The following is a 16,665-nucleotide window of genomic DNA, read 5'->3' as shown; positions in this document are numbered from 1 at the left end:
TATGCTGTCACAGGTCGTTCAAGAGTCCGACTTTGCCTGTTTCAGCGTCTACATAGTGGTGGCAGTCAAGGTAGCCGCATAATGTATATTCTTCGTTGTCATTATCGTAGACATAGCGTGGCTTTAGGATGAAATGACTTTTTACTGCTTCGTATGCTGCTTCTTTTGAAATGTTAATTTCCTCTGGCATTTTATAATTCGGAAGACTCTCTAACATTCCTTTATTGTCCATATAATTAAATGCCTTAAAACTGCTGCCATCCAGCATGATTAGTAGCTTTCTTTTATTGATATTATTAGATTTGGCTGTTTGAACAAGCTTTACGTCAATAAAGTCATAATGTCGGTGAATACTAGTCATTCTCCAATTGCCTGAATCATTTGGATACACTTTCTGCAGAAAGCACCTCACCTCTTTCACGCACATTTTGATGTCTTTATCTGTAAGCGGGAAGGTTTCTGGATGTGGTTCACATGCAAAGGCCTGTTCTGGAGTTACTTTCGTCGTAAGTTCAACTTGCTTCCGTTTAAATCTATTAGGTGTAGGTACATCCCATTTCATCACATAATCGACTTGCTTTGTATTGAGTGTAGGCTCAAAAGAGAATGTTCCGCTAAGGTCATTGCGAATATAAATCTCCTCAATGGCGTATGCACGAACTATCCGCTTTTGCTCATCAACAGGAAAATCCCATTGCTGAAATTGTTGCTTCGTAATTTGCTCTGCTTTGTGAAGGTCGAGTGTATATAGCTCCTCTTTTACAAGGAGTTTGTTCATAAAGTCTCCGTACATACTGAAAAACACAAGGTTGCCCTCTTCATCAAACTCGATATCTATCCACTCTGTTGGTGATATTTCCACGCCAATGATTATTCTTTTAAATGAAAGCCTGGTCTCCTCTTCCCTCCAAAATACAAAATCCTCTTCATAAGTTAAGCCTGTTTCCGCCTCTATCCACTTGATGATTCCCGCTTTATCCTTTACCTGCAAAATAGGCTTGTTTAAATAAGATTTACCGCCAACAAATATGATACTGTTAAACTTCCTTGAATCGATGTAAATACTGATAGAAGCTACTCCTTCTGGAACCTCGTCTTCCTCATCATATGCTTTAATATGCTCTGGCAGCCATTCCATTTCCAGTGTGTACAGTGTTTTGTTCTGATTCGATACGCTTCTGTCTAAATCATGGGAATGAAGATAATAGTTTTCCAAACCAAGCTTCTCCTGCGTATAGTCCACTAATTCTTGTAATCTCGCATCCATGCCTTTCGCCTCCTCTTATAGAAGTTGTTAAGGTAAATTATACCATTATTCGATATGAAAAGAGGCTGGGACAAAACTTTCTAAACACTAATAATAAAATTACATCTAAATTTGAAAAATGAAGCACGTGCTGAAAGAATATTGGTTTTTAAAATTAGTTCGTTTCATTGCGCGCTCGTCCACTCGCTTTCCGCGGGGAGGAAGCTGAGCCTCCTCGTCTTCGCCTGCGGGGTCTCAGCCTGTCCTCTATTTCCCGCAGGAGTCGAGTGTCCTCTGCTCCATTCCACTAAGATTTCTAATCATTGTATTTAAACTAAAAACACAAAAAAACCGAACTATTTAATTGTTGTTGATTAAGTAGCTCGGTTTTTACGCAGATTCACATACTTATGTCCCTGTCTCATTCTCCAATATAAAAAAATCCTAAACCGCTATGGTCTAGGATTTGATTTCTATTTGTTGAATTGGTTTTATCCATTCTCCTTCAGGTCCGTCTGCCTGAATGCCTCCATCATTAAAAATGAGCTTGCCGCGATTAATTGTGCTGTTTATTTTGCAAGGAAAAGTATGGCCAATATATAAGCTGATTTTATTTTTGGCAAAGAAGTTTTCCTCCCTGACAGTATATGATTCATCTGTAGAAACAAGGACAAAGTCTGCATCATAGCCTTCTGCGATTCTTCCTTTTGCTTTCAGTCCAAATCGTTCTGCTGGATTTAAGGCCGTTATTTTTGCGATTTGTTCAAATGGAATCTCGTATTTTAATGCCAATTCCAGCATGGACAGGAAGGAAAACTGTCCGCCGCTAATACCACCCCATGCTTGAAAAATATTGTATACAGCAGAGTCCTTCAAATCACTTGTACATGGCGAATGATCAGAGGAAATCATATCAAACTTTTGCTCAATCAGTAATTTAATAAGCTTTTCCTGTTCCTCTTGTTTACGCAGGGGCGGAGCACATTTTGCGACAGGTCCAAACTCACTCAATGCGTCATGGTTAAATAACAAGTAGTGCGGGCATGTTTCTACTGTGACATTCATGCCTTTTTTCTTTGCTGCTTCAATCTTCTCGATTGCCTCATATGAACTGATATGAACAAAATGCAGCGGGCAGCCAGTTACCTCGGCATAATATAAGGCACGCTGCACTGCCTCTGCTTCTGCGGCAATTGGACGTGTTTCCAAATAGTCATCTGCTGACACTTGCCCTGCTTCTATTTTGCGTGCTGCGAGCCAATCCGTTATCGGACCGCTTTCCGAGTGCAGGGCGAGCACCTTGTTTAAGCCAGCGATGATTTTCATGCCATTAAGCAATGTCACGTCATCGACATTTTCAAATTCTTTATTGCCTGTTGTGGACAGAAATGCTTTAAAGCCAATAACTCCCTCTTCAGCAAGTTCAGCTAAATCTGCTTCATTCCCTGGAACCAAGCCGCCCCACAGCGCAAAGTCTGTATAGGACTCAGCCTGCCCTCTGTCACTTTTCAGGTAAAGAGCTTCTTTATTGATCGTCGACGGAATGCCATTCAGCGGCATATCAAAAAATGTCGTCACACCGCCTGCTGCCATCATTTGTGAGCCTGTGCGGAAGCCCTCCCAGTAATCACGGCCTGGGTCACTAAAGTGAACATGTACATCTATCATGCCTGGAAACACATACTGACCAGATGCATCGATAATACGATTTGCTCCTGAAACAAACTCATCTCCAATTGCGGTGATTTTCCCATTCTTTATGCCAATATTTGTTGTCTGGACTTTATCTGGAAAAACAACCGTTCCATTTTTTATAAGCATGTCAAACATAAGTCTCTCTCCTTTTTTTCAACATATTGAATTAATCATTTATCTTTCAAAAATGGTCCCTTTTTTGAACACAGAGTCTTTAAATGTATATTTCATCAGCAAGAAATAGGAAGCTCCACCAACAATCACTCCGACAATCCAGCCTAAGTCTACTTCAATGAAGGCAGCGCCTGCTCCAAGCAGCATGGCAATGAGGGCACATGGATTAAAGCCGGCAAATGGGCCATTTTCGTTATATATATCAGCAACATTCACAGTTTGTTTTCTCAAAAGATAGTATTCTACGAGCAGGATAGCTACAATCGGACCTAAAAAGGCAGAGTAGATTAACACAAATGTATTCAAACCAGCAGCAGAATCATCTTGAACAAGCACCCAAGGAAAGGAGCAAAATGCCAGCAGACCTGTTATGACAACAGCTACCTTATACTTCAACTTTGTCAGCATTGTGATTACATATGTCGGTGGAATGATATTTGCAACCATGTTAACTGCGACTGCACCAATAACGATGAATGCCGAAACTGCTGCCGTAATGTACGGATTGTCAACAACAATCGCAAACGCCTTAACAGGGTTAGAAATGCCTGTTGCAGATGCAAGCATTGCGCCAATCGTAAGAACAAATCCATACGCGATAAAAATCGGCGAGAAATATAAAATTCCCCGTTTTTTAGTGCTGATGCCTGCCTTCAGCTCACGAGAATAATCAGCCGCACTTAAAAAAATAGCTGCATAGTTGCCAAGGAATACCATGATAAAGGCAAAGAACGGCAGCCCCCATGTACCTTCAGAATGAACCCATCTTTCTGCGATGATTTCTCTGTGTGAAGCCATAAGCACATAGAATACATAAACTAAACCAAGCATAATCACTACAGAAGCTAGAATTTCCACCCATTTAATGGCATGGAAGCCGTAAAGAGAAAGGACGATTTGCACTAGCTGAATCACCACAAAACAAATCACTGTATTATCGAAGGAACCGCCTGTTACTATCTTGGCAATCTCATTTAAGGCAGTGCCACCAATCCAGCTTTGAAAACCAAACCAAATAATTGCTGGAATGCCCCGTAACAAGGCAGTAATGAAGCTTCCCTTTATTCCAAATGACATCCTAAGCTGCATTACGTAAGGTATTCCTGTCTTATAGCCGAGCCGATCATTCAAAGTGAAAAATAAAGAAATGATGCCAATCGCAATAATCGCAGCTACGAATGTTTGCACAAGGTTTAATGTTGCTGCTCCCGCAACAATCAAGCTTGCGCCTAAGGTCATATTCCCTAAATTGACGCCATCACCAATCCACATAAACATATAGGAAAGCGAACCAACTGTCCTCGATTCACCCGATTTCGGCATTAATGATTCATCGACTTCGCCCCCATTCGGGACCTTTACCTCTGCTAATGATTGACTTGCTAAGTTTGTAGACATGGACATCCAACTCCTTTTTATCAAATGTTAAAGCTGAAAATTAAGAGTATTGAGAAAATTCAAGATGCAGCTTGCCAGCTATTTCAGTTGACCAATTCTCCTCCTATTTATTTAACGAATCATTTTCTATCAAGAAATCATTTTAATTGTTAGGTGTAGTAACAATTAGTGTTAAAAAACCTTACATCAGTTAATATGTGTTAATAATATATAAGTTGTTTTTGAAATGCATTGGAGAAAATGTTAATTTTGCGGAGTTTTTCTGGATTATTTGCACATTTTATGGAAAAAGCTTCGAAAAGTAAACAGTTAGTTAACAAAAAGCAAAAGTCCTATCCTAATGTTCGCTTTTTGCCAAGTTATAGATTCGGCTTTTAGAAACTTGTTAACTAATAAATTCGGGATTAGATGGAGAGCACACTACTTTAGCTGCTGCTAGAGATGGCACTGCCCCCTGTGTATCATATTTAATAGTGAAAAACTTTACTAGATTAGCTTTATACATTAAAAACACAACAAATAGGATGAGGCAAAATAAAAGCTAAGCTTTCTAAACACGAATAATAGAATTACAACTAAATTTGAAAAATGAAGATTGTGTCTAAATAGAATGTTGAGTTAAAGTTAGTTCGTTTCATTGCGCGCTCGTCCTCGCGCTTTCCGCGGGGAGGAAGCTAAGCCTGCGGGGGTCTAAGTCTTTCCTCTTTTTCCCTTAGTAGTCGAGTGTCCTCCGCTCCATTCCACTAAGATTTCTAATCATTGTTTAAAACTAAAAAACAAAAAAAAACCGAACTATTTAATCAGTTCGGTTTTTACACAGATTCACATACTTATGTCCAGCTTCCTGCCTTCACTCTCTAGCTTCCAACTCATCCTCTGTCAGCCACTTATGGTCTGTAACTTTTTTTCCGCCATTTGTCGGTGTATAGTCGACCATGTAAACTGTTGTTTCTTCTGCGGCATCAATGACCGCTTCTGCGCCTTTCATGCCTTCCATATGATCTGCTTCTAATGTTACTTCCGTTCCTGGGGCAAGCTTCTCATCGCCTGCGTCCTTGATTTCCTCCTGAACAACCCATTTATGGTTATTCACCTTTTCGCCTCCGTCAACAGGCGTATAGGAAACCTCATATGCAGTCGTATCATAGGCACTCAGCACAGTTCCTTCTGCCCCATCCATGCCTTCCATATGGTCTGCAAGAATGGTAACCTGACTGCCCTCAATAAATTTCGGATTAGTTGCAAGCTCTAGCCCCTCAGGAATTTCGCTTGTTCCTGTATGCATGTGACTCTCACTAGCCGTATCCTCTGTTTCTTTATCTTCTGTTGACGAGCAGCCACCCATTATCAGGGCAGCCGATAATATAGGTAAACTAAGCAGCTTCCACTTCATATGTATATGTCCTCCTTTTATGTATTAGTAATATTGTTATCACTAACAGAGGCTTTTTAAACATGAAGCTTTGTTACAGCAGCTGTTTTGCCATTACTATTGCCATTACCCACATCACAAGAGCTGAGGCTTTGTTAAGCAGTACAAGCAAATTTCCAGTTTTATCTACTTTGCCAAGCATTCTCCCTGTTATCGCAAGTCCAATAAACCAAAGCCACGATACAAGGATACAAGAAAGCGCAAAAAGCTGCTTTTCTGTCCCGCTGTACAGAAGAGAGCTTGTGCCGATTACTCCAACTGTGTCCATAATGGCATGGGGATTCAACAGGGAAACAGACAGCGCAAAGCCGATTTGTTTCCCTGCGCTGAGCGTTTCGCCGCCCTCTGGATTCGGCTTGCTTTTCCATGTCACATAGCCCATATATACAAGAAAACAAGCACCTGCGATAAGAAGCAGGGTTTTTAGCCACACAACATGAAATAAAAACAAGGATACTCCTAATACTGAAAGGAGTATCAGCAATGTATCACATATACTTGCTGTCACAACGGCAGGCAGGCTGTTGCGAAACTTCGCATGCCCTGCTCCTTGATTAAAAATAAATATATTCTGCACACCTAAAGGCAAAATAAGCCCAAGTGCTAATAAAAAACCATGAATTGCTGCTTCTATCATCCGTATTTCTGCTCCTTTAATCTTTTAATAAACATCAGTTTACGGCAACTTTCTCCCTTTGTCTCCAACCAATTGGATGGTAATCTACCCAACCATTTTATATAATGAAGAAAAAACAGGAGACGGAAATGACTTCAGAAAATCATTGGCAGCCAAGCAAGCACATTGCGGTACCGCTTTATCAGCAAATTTATGAATATATTCGAGAACAGATTATTTCAGGAACTTGGCCTGTCGGCTACAAGCTTCCCTCCCAACGTAAATTAGCAGACACGCTTGCCGTTAACCGAAGTACTGTTGTGTATGCGCTAGAAGAACTTAAAGCAGATGGATGGATTGATTCCACTGTTGGGCGTGGAACAGTTGTAGGCAAAAGCACATGGAATTCCCTTGCGGCAAACAAGCCGGCTGATTGGAAAAGCTATGTCCAATCAGGGACACATCTTCCGAATATCCAAATGATTCAGGAGATAAACAAGGCTGAATTCTCTGCTAAGGTGATTAGACTCGGTACAGGGGAGCTTTCGCCAAGCCTCCTGCCAACACATATAATCCAGCAAGCCTTCCAGGAAAGCGCCACATTGTCATTAAGCTATCCAGAAGGAAAGGGAAGCTTTGAATTAAGACAGGCTATCAGCCATTATTTGCGAAAAAAAGGGATTGCCGCATCCCCGAATTCGATTATGATTGTTTCTGGTGCTATTCAAGCATTACAGCTTATTTCCATCGGCCTTCTCGATCAAAATTCTGCCATATTAAATGAATCACCATCCTATTTAAATTCCATCATGGTTTTTCAGTCGGCCGGCATTCAAATGATCCCGATTCCTATAAACAATGACGGGCTTTCATACTCGGCAATCAGCAGGGCGAAAAGGCAGTATAGCACGTCCTTGCTGTACACAATTCCAACCTTTCATAATCCAACAGGATATGTGCTTTCAGAAGCAAAACGGAAGGAGCTGCTTGAGGCATGCTCAAAGGAAAGAATTCCGATTCTGGAAGACGATGTTTATGGAGATTTATGGCTTGATGAACCACCCCCGCCTTCACTTAAGGCGCTCGATAAACAAGGCAATGTCTTGTATGTGGGCAGCATGTCCAAGGTGTTAGGTCCTGGCCTCCGTATTGGCTATATCGCCGCACCAGAGCCTGTCATTGATAGGCTCGCAGATATAAAAATGCAGACAGATTACGGCTCAAGCACACTCTCTCAGTTCGCTGTCGCTAAGCTGCTGGCAAATGGTCAGTACGAAGTGCATATCGAAAAGATGAGACTTGAACTACGGAAAAGACGAGATTTTGTGTTAACACTTCTCTCCCAGTATTTTGCCGATCTTGCTGTTTGGGAAAAGCCGGCAGGCGGTTTTTATATTTGGCTAACACTAAATAAGGAAATTCCGCTGCAGCTATTGTTTAAAAGAGCACTTCAGCAGGGCATCCTAATTAATCCCGGCTCTCTTTACGGAAACTATCACCGTCATATTCGCTTGTCCTATGCTTATGCTTCCTATGAGGAGCTGGAAAAGGGGCTTATTGCCCTTGCTGCATTAATTAGAGAATTTTAATCATAAAAAAGGCAATGTCATCTGCTGACACTGCCTTTTTCCATTATATCAATTCGCTTATACATCGTAATCATTTCCTTCACAAGCTCATAGGTTGTCTCGGCACTCATTAGCTGGTCTTCTGCATGCATAAAGAGGAGGGAAAACGGCAGGCTTTCACCGTTTGCTTCCCTTTGAATTAATGTGCTATGTGTCTTGTGGCTGATAAGGAAAAAGTTTTGCGATTCTTTCAGTTTTTGTTCTGCCAGCTCGTATTCTCCCTTTTTCGCTGCATAGAGTGCTTCCATGACAAGGCTTTTTGCCATTCCAACATTGCTGATGATTGTAAAGCCTGTCATCTCCATTGCATTCTCTGCCATTTCTATATCACGTCCTTATCAAGAATTAAAGTTAACTCCACCATTGGAGATTTCTGCTTGCTCTTGCTCCTTTTCATTCTTCACTGCGATTTTGTCAACAGACTTGAAGAAAGGATAATAGAGGAGAATGGAAATTCCAATTTGGACAACGTTCAACAAAGCGCCTTTCCAGCCACTGACTAGAAAACCGGCGATAATTGGTGGTGTCGTCCATGGAATATTCGTTCCATTTGTTAGCGGGACAAGCCCTGATGACATCGCAAAATAGGCAACAGTCGCCAAAATCAGCGGGTTTAAAATAAACGGAATCATCATAATTGGATTTAGCACGATTGGAATTCCGAAAATAAGCGGTTCATTTATTCCGAAGATTCCAGGGCCGATTGCAAGCTTGCCTAATGTTTTATATTGCTTAGACTTTGCAAAGAATACCAGGATAATAGCAAGTCCTAATGTTCCTCCAAAGCCGCCGACCTTCATGAAGTTTGCGTAAAATTGGAAGTTGATGATATGCGGGATTGCTTCTCCTGCACTGAATGCTGCTGCATTATCTGCTGTCAGTGCAAGCCAGATTGGCTTCATAATACCGCTGACAACATTTGAGCCGTGGATACCAAAGCTCCAAAGTACGCCTTCAAATATGGTAACGATTAATGTTGCTGGTAATGTGTCTCCTAAATATAGCAATGGGACTTGAAGATAATGATAGATGAAAGCTTGAACTGTCCCAAATGGTGTTAGTGTAAAGAGGATGCGAACAAGATTAAAGACGATGATAACGAATAATGCTGGAATAAGAGCAGAGAAAGATCTCGCCACATTTTCCGGCACAGAGTCAGGCATTTTTATCTTCCAGCCTTTTTTATCAATATAACGGACAATTTCAACTGCGGCTATCGCTACAATCATCCCTAGGAATAAGCCGCTTGCCCCAAGATTTGTAACCGGAATTCCTAAACCGCCATCTTTAAGCTCAAGCATTGGAGTAAGAATAAGGAATGCGACCACAACAATGCTGATACAGGCAATACCATCAAGCTTATATGTGCGGGAAAGGCTGCGCGCCATCGCAATGATAACATACACTGTCATGACGTTCATTGTTACATCATAAGGAACAGTAAAATAGGTTGCCCAGTCACTTCCTAATAAGGAGCTCATGAACTCGGCATAGCCACCAATCGGGATATTGCCAAGAAGTAAAAAGATTGAACCGATAATCAATAAGGACATAACACCAAAAAACCCGTCCTTGATTGCTGTAATATATCTGTTGCCATCAAGCTTCATTGCTATTGGACCCATCTTGCTTTCAAGGCTTTCAATAAATTTCTGCATGATCTCCCCTCGTTTCTCTGTTATTGATCTATCAGCTTCCTACAAGACCTAGTGCTTGATCCAGCACCTTTTCTCCATCCATCATCCCGTAATGCTGGATATGGATTTCATCAAGAAGAATATTCTTCCCCTTAAGTCTTTCTGCTATCTCTTCCCTTCTGAACTTCACTTGCGGGCCGAGCAGCATGCAATCAACCTTTCTTGTCTCAAGAACATCGTCAATCTCTGTTGCGGATACTGCAAATATGTTAATGTCCAAGCCTTTTGCCAGGGCTGCTCTGCGCATTTTTGTCACAAGCAGGCTCGTGCTCATTCCTGCTGCACAAACGAGCATGACTGTTTTCACTTTAAGTCCCTCCTGATTGTTAGGATTTCTCTACATTTCCATTGTATAATGAAAGCGCTTAATTTATCATATCTGCATTTTCCGCTTAGGAGCGGAAATCTTTACATGAAATATAAAAAAGCTAATTGCGGTTAACAATTAGCTTCGTACTTTATCATATTGAAACAAGCGGATGACCTCCTGTTTTGACTTCGCCTTAATGACTTGCTGGATGACCTTTTTATCCTCAATGATGGAGATGAGCTGTTCATACATATCCTCTAAATCTCCCTTTGCGTCCTTACTTATATTCAATAAACAGACGACTTGAACCATTTGATTTTCATTCCAGTTAATTGGCCTGGCTAATGTGCAAATCGTCCAAAACGTTTCTGTTGTGTCTGGTGTTGTCGGGTGGGGAATTGCGACGAGATTACCGAAGCTTGTTGCAGCAATTGCTTCCCGCTCTAGCACTAAATTGGCATACTCCTTTGAGACGAGGCCCTGTTCATATAGCATTTCACTCAAAAACTCAATAACAGCCTCTTTTGAGTCGAGCCTTTTTTGGATAAATACATGGGATTCGGCAAGATAGCTGTCTTTATTTTCTTTATCAGCTGAAATAAGCTGTTTCTTAATTCCTTTAATATCCTCTGTTTCAAGGAAATTGCTGACAACTTGAACAGGTGCGATTATTCTTTCCGAAATCGGAATGGTGCTGATGACTAAATCTATAGATGACAAATCATAGTCCGCCAGCCTATAGTAATTAATGCATTCGACGATTTCCAGCTCCCTGTTAAACAACTCTTGCAGTCTGTAGGATAATAGCTTTGCACTGCCAACTCCTGATGCGCATACAAGGATGACCCGTTTCCGTCTTCTTGCCTTTCGCTTCATTCGCTCTAAAGCCACACCGATATGCAGCGCAATATAGCCGATTTCATCCTCCTCAATCTTGATAGACAGCCGCTCCTCCAGACATTTGCTTGCAATAATCGCCCCTTCAAAGGCACTTGGGTATTTCAGCTTGATTTCGTTCACCAATGGGTTGCGAATATTCATTTCATAGCGCAAGCGGTTAAGAGCTGGCCTGATATGAAGAGCAAGAGCATGGGAAAACTCCTTATCGTCAGAAAAATCCCAAGCAAGCTCCGCCTTTAATCTTGCAAGCATACAGACAATTATTTCCCTCGTCTCATCGAATTCCCTGTATTCTGTCAGCGCATTTTCATGTAAAAGCTTTGTCCCCATCAAATGAATAATAATATAATCCAGCTCTGCACTCGGAAATGAAAATCCTGCCAGTGCTTCCACCTCTGCGATTATTTCACCTGCGACCTTTTTTTCAAAAGGATGCTCCTCGCCAATCGGGTGCTCGAGATTCTCCATGGCGAACCCTTTTTCCATTCGTCTGCAGGCAATGACAATATGGTTTGTCAGATTCCCTAAGGCTATATCAGAGATTTCGATATTGTGGACATTCACTTTGCTGATAATAATTTTTTTAATTTGTTCTGCAAAATTTTCGTCTGTTTGCCATGAACTCCTCATTTGAGGAGAGAGCTCCTCCTCCAAAAGCCGATAGTTGGAAAAGCATAGTCGCTTTCTGTATTCACTGCCTGCCACATATACACCGTAATGAGGCTTGACGACAAGTGACAGCTTATATTTCCCAAGCATTTCCCTGACAAAACGCAGGTCCTTTTGAATGGTTGATTTAGAAACATACATTTCTCCCTCAAACTGCTCCAGCTTAACATACCCTTCCTGTAATAAAAGCTGCTTTAACAAAAAGTAGACTCTTCCCTTTTGCTCAGAAAAATCATATCCGACTTGAGGGGAAGCCTTCTGAACTGGTTCGATTTCCTGCTGAAAAACGTTAGCATCCAGCACGTGAAGGCGATATCCCTTCCCCTTCATTGGGCTGATACAAATCCCCAGGTTCTCACAGTCCTCCTGGATGGTTTTTAATTCCTTCCGAATCGTCCTGTCGCTCACGCTCAGCTCCTTTGCAATCCATTCAGCAGTCAACGGTTCTGTATGCTTGCTCAGCAGCAGTAAAATCTCCCTTTGTCGACCAGACAGCATGCCAATCCTCCCCTCTCTTCTGTTTTCTCCTATTATAGCAGAAACCGCTTTCTTATTTTGACAAAAAAATAACAGCAGCCAATAAAAATGGGACTGCTGCTCTTGTCTTATTTATTCTGTATGTTCATATAGTGCCGCACTTTCCACGTAATTGATAAATCTTCTGAGCTCTTTTACCTCTTCTCTATTAATTTCGCCACTCTCATACATACTCTGAATTTCCGATCTTTCCACATCAAGCACCTTTATACGAAGCTCTTCTTTCTGTTCCTCTTGTTTCTCATCGTACTTAACGGAAGAGGTACTCAGCCTTTCTATTATCATCTTGTAATCGAGGATAACCGCTTGGATTTGACCTCGCAGCTCCTCCACTTCAATAGCAAAGTTCTCGAGGAATTCAATAGCTGCCTTCATTGCCTGGATTTGCACATCCTTGCCCTTGCCTATTTTGGCAATAACCAATTCCTTTTCCTTGCGGGAAAACTTCCGCAGCTTTCTCCACCTTCTGAACATTTTGCCGACAAGATAAAGCGTTCCTGATTGGAGGCTGCCTGCTAAAGCTTCTTCCCTGTATTCTAGAGATTGCTCAAATGTATGAAACAGATTGACATCTATTTTATTTTCATCCATTAAGCCTTGTATATAGCGCCTTTCAGCCTTTACTGCCTTTATGCGGATTTCTGTTCTCACATCCATTTCCACATCGAGTGCTTTCATCTTCCCGTTCTGCGCCTTGCCTAGATCGTGTATTCTGCGCCGATATTCTCCAATAAGCTCGTAGGCAGCTGTTTTATTTTCATCCTTCATTTGCTCCTTGATTTGTTCGACCGCCTTATATAACAATCTCTGCTTAAATGGAGCCAAGTCCCTGTCTCCCTCTGCATTCTCCGCTTCCTCTCCCTTGCTTAACATCGGCAGAAAAACGGTTGCCACAATTAAGGTGAACAAAATGACACCTGCTGCTAAAAACAGAAGCAGCGACCTGGCCGGAAATGCTTCGCCACTGTCTAAAAAGTAAGGGATAGACAATATCCCTGCCATTGTTACAGCGCCGCGCACTCCAGTTAACGACACAAACAAGGCATTTTTTAAATTCGGTTTAGCTCCGCCAGGCAAATACCGATATTCGAAATGAGCAAACACATACGACCACACGAAGCGGATTCCGAGGATAATAACACCAATTGCAAGCACATAACCAATCACAAGCCAGTTACCGATGCTCGGATCTGAGACTGTATCTCTCATTGATGATGGGATATTTAATCCTAACAGTAAGAACACAACCCCATTTAATATAAAAAGAATAAGGGACCAAATATTTTCTGTCAGCACCTGTTCCTCTGCACTTGCAAATTCTCGTCTTTCTCTAACTAGTGAATGAACAATTCCGCCCACAACAACAGCGATTACCCCTGAAGCATGCAGCAAGTCCTCTGTCACAATGAAAATAATGAAGGGAGTAATAATATGTAGTAAGGTGTGGAACGTAACATCATTGATACCTTGTTTGCGAAGAATAAACCTCGCCCAAGTTATCAGCAATGCCAGCACCGCACCAAGCAATGCTCCCAATATAAACTTGTACACAAAATCAAGAGATGCCTCCGATAATGAAAAATAACCTGTCACTACTGCAGCAACAGCATAGTTAAAGGCAACTAAGCCAGAAGCATCATTGATAAGCGACTCCCCTCTGACAAGATGAAGCACTCCTGCAGGAATATGGATGCGTTTTGCAATCCCGTTAACAGCAACTGGATCTGTCGGTGACAGAATTGCTGCCAGCGCAAAAGCCGCTGCCAGCGGCACAGCTGGAATCATCCAATTAATGAAATAACCGCCGCCAATTGCTGTCAAAATAACGAGAACAATTGCATTTCCGAATATCGGCGCCCTCATCTTCCATAGCTCCTCTCGTGGAAAATAGCGCCCGTCATTATACAAAAGCGGTGCTACGAATAATAGAAGGAACCATTCTGTATCAATCTCAAAGGAGATATCTTCAAAGACAAAGGCTAAAAGCATTCCAAAAGCAATTTGCGTCAATGCCGTTGGAATGGAGGGTATGTAATGACTAATGATATTTGATATCAACAAGGATAATAACAGCAATATAATCGTGATCAGTAAATCCATGGCATTCTCCCTTAAAAATGAAATTTGGCATAGTTTTTGTCATGTATGTCACTTTTATGTTAGCACAACAAACTATTATGAAATGAATAATCAGCTTACATGAGGAAATCACTTACAATAAGTGGTATAATTATCATAATACAGAATACTCACACTTTTAATCAAAGGAGGTGAATAGAATGTATTCTACCATTTTCATAACGGTAATCAGCCTTTATATACTGCTTTCTATTGTAATGCTTCCATTCCAATACCGCTTTTTAGTAGCATTGAAGCAAGAAGAAGCCAAATTTAAAGCAAAAGGCAAAACACAGGGAGATATGTATGACGAAATGAATGCAGGAGAACAAGCGCTGCACAGCAATATCCAAGGAAGTGCGTTGTTTTTCCTTGCTAATATAATGGCATCCATCGTTTATAAGCTAAAGCACCCAAAGACAAGCGTATAATAACAACTTGAGCAGCCCTAAGCGGCTGCTTTTTATTTTACACGATGGGTCTTTAATGCAAACCTAATCCTCTCTCTTTAACTTAATTTTTTTTCCCGTATATGTTTATAGCCATATATTGTACAACTCAAAACACATTCCAAAAAAATTCTTCCATTAACTTATTACCGTGGTACCCATTTCCTTTATCGTCAGCATATTGATTTCCGAAGATGTAAGAAGACAAGAGGAAGCGAGATTTCTTATTTATAAACAAACTTTACATTATTTAACATACATAAAAACACTTTTATGTTAATATACATTTATGGATAAAAATGTAAACTCTTTTACATTAAATGAGGAGCGAATAATGAATATCAAATGGTTAAATGTTATTTCCCTACTATTATTCTTAGCAGCAATTATGTACAAACTCATCGACCATCAAGCGTTTAATATGGCGGGGGTCTTGATTGCAGCAGTATTTATTTGTATGAATCTTGTGGCGCTAATGAGGAAGAATCCAACATAAAAAAGGAAGGAAGACACATAGGTTCTTCCTTCCTTTTTTATGTTAGAGAGTTTTCTGCTAATTTTTGATGATGTGCTTTGCTTGCTAAGACATATGCTAAATAACCAATAACATTAAATAAAGCAAATGCTATTACCCAACCGATATGTAGTCTTCTATGATGATATGCATTAACAATTGCCCAGATGGTGAATAGAACAATATAAACTGCTAATCCAGCAAATAACGCAATATGAATAAAGCCTTCCATATGGATCGTTTCCATTTTTATGTACCAATCTGACGTCACATACATATAATTGTCATTCATTAACCATTGAGGAGCCCAAACATGTCTTTCTATTTTATAGTTTGGATCAGCTTCTTTTCCATTTGCCCATATGGATGGGGAACCAGATTCCGCTTCTAAATCATGAACATTATAGATTTTCACTTGTGCAATATGGTCTGTGCTTTGAACAATTGCGACGATTTTCTGTTTTGTAGCTTCAGAGATGTTTTGATCCTTTTGTAAAATCGTATACATATTTGTGGCTGCATTAGTATTTTGGATATCGTTTTTTTGTTGATAAAGCTTACTAGCTTCAAATAAAGCTAAACTAGTAAAAAGGACAATTACGGCTAGCCAAAGCACCCATTTTGCGAATGTTTTTTGTGCCTGAAATAGCTGTCTCACAATGGAACGCATTTCCTTTTCGCCGCCAAAACGGGTAATAGCTATCTCGATTGCTTCCTCTTCACTTTTGCCTTCCTCTTTCAATTCATAAACAGCCTCTAGTAAGTGATTTTTCATTTCTGCCTTTATTTCTGCTATCTCTTGTTTATTCCCACCAACACTGTGATAGGCTTCATTAACGAAAGCTTCAATTTGTTTCATATTTCTTCTCCTTCCAAAAATGCATCCATGATTGTTTTAACAAGCTGCCACTCTAATCGTTTTTCTGCATAGCCTTCCTCGCCTAAAGGAGTGATTTTATAATATTTCCGTCTACCCCCAGGCCCTTGCTCATCACCCCAATAAGAAGTGATCCACTCCTGTTTTGCTAATCTTTTTAAAGAAAGGTAAAGAGTCCCTTCCTTTAGTTCAAATTGTTCTTTACTTGTTTCTCGTACAATCTTTGCTATTTCATATCCATACATGTCTCGATTGTTTAATAGTGAGAGGATTAATGTATCTATATGGCCTTTAAGAACTTCTTTATTAATTTCCATTTTTTTCACCTCTGTGAATAATAGTAAAACACAATACCTTATAATGCAAGGTATTATGTTAAAGAGTGGTTATATCGACTCACATAAC

At 40.6% G+C, this 16,665-nt stretch carries 15 protein-coding genes; 3 read left to right on the top strand and 12 right to left on the bottom strand.

Features of this window, described 5'->3' with window-relative positions; all coding sequences use genetic code 11:
• Window positions 1–7: 7 nt before the first annotated feature.
• The 5 genes from EM808_RS15390 to EM808_RS15370 all read right to left on the bottom strand — a co-directional run bounded on the left by EM808_RS15390 (window position 8) and on the right by EM808_RS15370 (window position 6,582).
• Complete coding sequence (locus EM808_RS15390) at window positions 8–1,267, bottom strand: hypothetical protein (RefSeq protein ID WP_127739081.1); 1,260 nt, start codon at window positions 1,265–1,267, stop codon at window positions 8–10.
• A 438-nt stretch (window positions 1,268–1,705) separates the two neighbouring features.
• A complete protein-coding gene (locus EM808_RS15385) occupies window positions 1,706–3,076 on the bottom strand; it encodes an allantoinase (protein ID WP_127739080.1) in 1,371 nt (456 codons plus the stop codon).
• Window positions 3,077–3,115: 39 nt separating this feature from the next.
• Entirely contained in the window at window positions 3,116–4,513 is a 1,398-nt protein-coding gene (locus EM808_RS15380) for an NCS1 family transporter (protein ID WP_127739079.1), read from the bottom strand.
• An 850-nt stretch (window positions 4,514–5,363) separates the two neighbouring features.
• A complete protein-coding gene (locus tag EM808_RS15375; protein WP_127739078.1) occupies window positions 5,364–5,906 on the bottom strand; it encodes a YdhK family protein in 543 nt (180 codons plus the stop codon).
• Between the two features lie 73 nt (window positions 5,907–5,979).
• Complete coding sequence (locus EM808_RS15370) at window positions 5,980–6,582, bottom strand: LysE/ArgO family amino acid transporter (RefSeq protein WP_127739077.1); 603 nt, start codon at window positions 6,580–6,582, stop codon at window positions 5,980–5,982.
• A gap of 128 nt (window positions 6,583–6,710) precedes the next feature.
• On the opposite strand from EM808_RS15370, the gene pdxR reads away from it, so the two are divergent.
• Complete coding sequence (pdxR, locus tag EM808_RS15365) at window positions 6,711–8,150, top strand: MocR-like pyridoxine biosynthesis transcription factor PdxR (protein ID WP_127739076.1); 1,440 nt, start codon at window positions 6,711–6,713, stop codon at window positions 8,148–8,150.
• 17 nt (window positions 8,151–8,167) lie between these two features.
• Here the strand turns inward: pdxR and EM808_RS15360 are convergent, their stop codons facing one another.
• The 5 genes from EM808_RS15360 to EM808_RS15340 all read right to left on the bottom strand — a co-directional run bounded on the left by EM808_RS15360 (window position 8,168) and on the right by EM808_RS15340 (window position 14,402).
• Complete coding sequence (locus EM808_RS15360; protein ID WP_127739075.1) at window positions 8,168–8,509, bottom strand: PTS lactose/cellobiose transporter subunit IIA; 342 nt, start codon at window positions 8,507–8,509, stop codon at window positions 8,168–8,170.
• Window positions 8,510–8,527: 18 nt separating this feature from the next.
• The gene (locus tag EM808_RS15355; RefSeq protein WP_127739074.1) at window positions 8,528–9,847 is read right to left on the bottom strand and encodes a PTS sugar transporter subunit IIC; all 1,320 of its coding nucleotides are present in this window, start codon (window positions 9,845–9,847) and stop codon (window positions 8,528–8,530) included.
• 31 nt (window positions 9,848–9,878) lie between these two features.
• Window positions 9,879–10,193 carry a PTS sugar transporter subunit IIB gene (locus EM808_RS15350; protein WP_285093806.1) on the bottom strand — a complete coding sequence of 105 codons (315 nt, stop codon included), beginning with the start codon at window positions 10,191–10,193 and terminating at the stop codon, window positions 9,879–9,881.
• A gap of 138 nt (window positions 10,194–10,331) precedes the next feature.
• Window positions 10,332–12,263 carry a BglG family transcription antiterminator gene (locus EM808_RS15345; protein ID WP_235856623.1) on the bottom strand — a complete coding sequence of 644 codons (1,932 nt, stop codon included), beginning with the start codon at window positions 12,261–12,263 and terminating at the stop codon, window positions 10,332–10,334.
• Between the two features lie 111 nt (window positions 12,264–12,374).
• Complete coding sequence (locus EM808_RS15340; protein WP_127739072.1) at window positions 12,375–14,402, bottom strand: Na+/H+ antiporter; 2,028 nt, start codon at window positions 14,400–14,402, stop codon at window positions 12,375–12,377.
• A 179-nt stretch (window positions 14,403–14,581) separates the two neighbouring features.
• Here EM808_RS15340 and EM808_RS15335 point away from each other — a divergent pair, with 179 nt between their 5' ends.
• Window positions 14,582–14,851, top strand: a complete 270-nt coding sequence (locus EM808_RS15335) for a DUF3949 domain-containing protein (protein WP_127739071.1) — start codon at window positions 14,582–14,584, stop codon at window positions 14,849–14,851.
• A 352-nt stretch (window positions 14,852–15,203) separates the two neighbouring features.
• The gene (locus EM808_RS28615) at window positions 15,204–15,365 is read left to right on the top strand and encodes a hypothetical protein (RefSeq protein WP_164849672.1); all 162 of its coding nucleotides are present in this window, start codon (window positions 15,204–15,206) and stop codon (window positions 15,363–15,365) included.
• Window positions 15,366–15,402: 37 nt separating this feature from the next.
• On the opposite strand, the gene EM808_RS15330 is transcribed toward EM808_RS28615, so the two are convergent.
• A complete protein-coding gene (locus tag EM808_RS15330) occupies window positions 15,403–16,242 on the bottom strand; it encodes a permease prefix domain 1-containing protein (RefSeq protein WP_127739070.1) in 840 nt (279 codons plus the stop codon).
• Complete coding sequence (locus EM808_RS15325) at window positions 16,239–16,577, bottom strand: PadR family transcriptional regulator (RefSeq protein ID WP_127739069.1); 339 nt, start codon at window positions 16,575–16,577, stop codon at window positions 16,239–16,241. Before EM808_RS15325 ends, EM808_RS15330 begins: the two co-directional genes overlap by 4 nt.
• Window positions 16,578–16,665 lie beyond the last annotated feature (88 nt).

Origin of the sequence: Niallia taxi, assembly GCF_004005475.1 — a bacterium.
Lineage (GTDB): Bacteria > Bacillota > Bacilli > Bacillales > Cytobacillaceae > Niallia > Niallia taxi.
The sequence above is the reverse complement of the archived record's forward strand: the minus strand, read 5'-3'. Positions and strand labels throughout refer to the sequence as shown.

Coding starts and splice junctions, on each gene's coding strand:
- EM808_RS15370 (WP_127739077.1), bottom strand. CDS start 6,582: ATGATAGAAGCAGCAATTCATGGTTTTTTATTAGCACTTGGGCTTATT.
- EM808_RS15375 (WP_127739078.1), bottom strand. CDS start 5,906: ATGAAGTGGAAGCTGCTTAGTTTACCTATATTATCGGCTGCCCTGATA.
- EM808_RS28615 (WP_164849672.1), top strand. CDS start 15,204: ATGAATATCAAATGGTTAAATGTTATTTCCCTACTATTATTCTTAGCA.
- EM808_RS15355 (WP_127739074.1), bottom strand. CDS start 9,847: ATGCAGAAATTTATTGAAAGCCTTGAAAGCAAGATGGGTCCAATAGCA.
- pdxR (WP_127739076.1), top strand. CDS start 6,711: ATGACTTCAGAAAATCATTGGCAGCCAAGCAAGCACATTGCGGTACCG.
- EM808_RS15330 (WP_127739070.1), bottom strand. CDS start 16,242: ATGAAACAAATTGAAGCTTTCGTTAATGAAGCCTATCACAGTGTTGGT.
- EM808_RS15360 (WP_127739075.1), bottom strand. CDS start 8,509: ATGGCAGAGAATGCAATGGAGATGACAGGCTTTACAATCATCAGCAAT.
- EM808_RS15340 (WP_127739072.1), bottom strand. CDS start 14,402: ATGGATTTACTGATCACGATTATATTGCTGTTATTATCCTTGTTGATA.
- EM808_RS15385 (WP_127739080.1), bottom strand. CDS start 3,076: ATGTTTGACATGCTTATAAAAAATGGAACGGTTGTTTTTCCAGATAAA.
- EM808_RS15380 (WP_127739079.1), bottom strand. CDS start 4,513: ATGTCTACAAACTTAGCAAGTCAATCATTAGCAGAGGTAAAGGTCCCG.
- EM808_RS15325 (WP_127739069.1), bottom strand. CDS start 16,577: ATGGAAATTAATAAAGAAGTTCTTAAAGGCCATATAGATACATTAATC.
- EM808_RS15335 (WP_127739071.1), top strand. CDS start 14,582: ATGTATTCTACCATTTTCATAACGGTAATCAGCCTTTATATACTGCTT.
- EM808_RS15345 (WP_235856623.1), bottom strand. CDS start 12,263: ATGCTGTCTGGTCGACAAAGGGAGATTTTACTGCTGCTGAGCAAGCAT.
- EM808_RS15390 (WP_127739081.1), bottom strand. CDS start 1,267: ATGGATGCGAGATTACAAGAATTAGTGGACTATACGCAGGAGAAGCTT.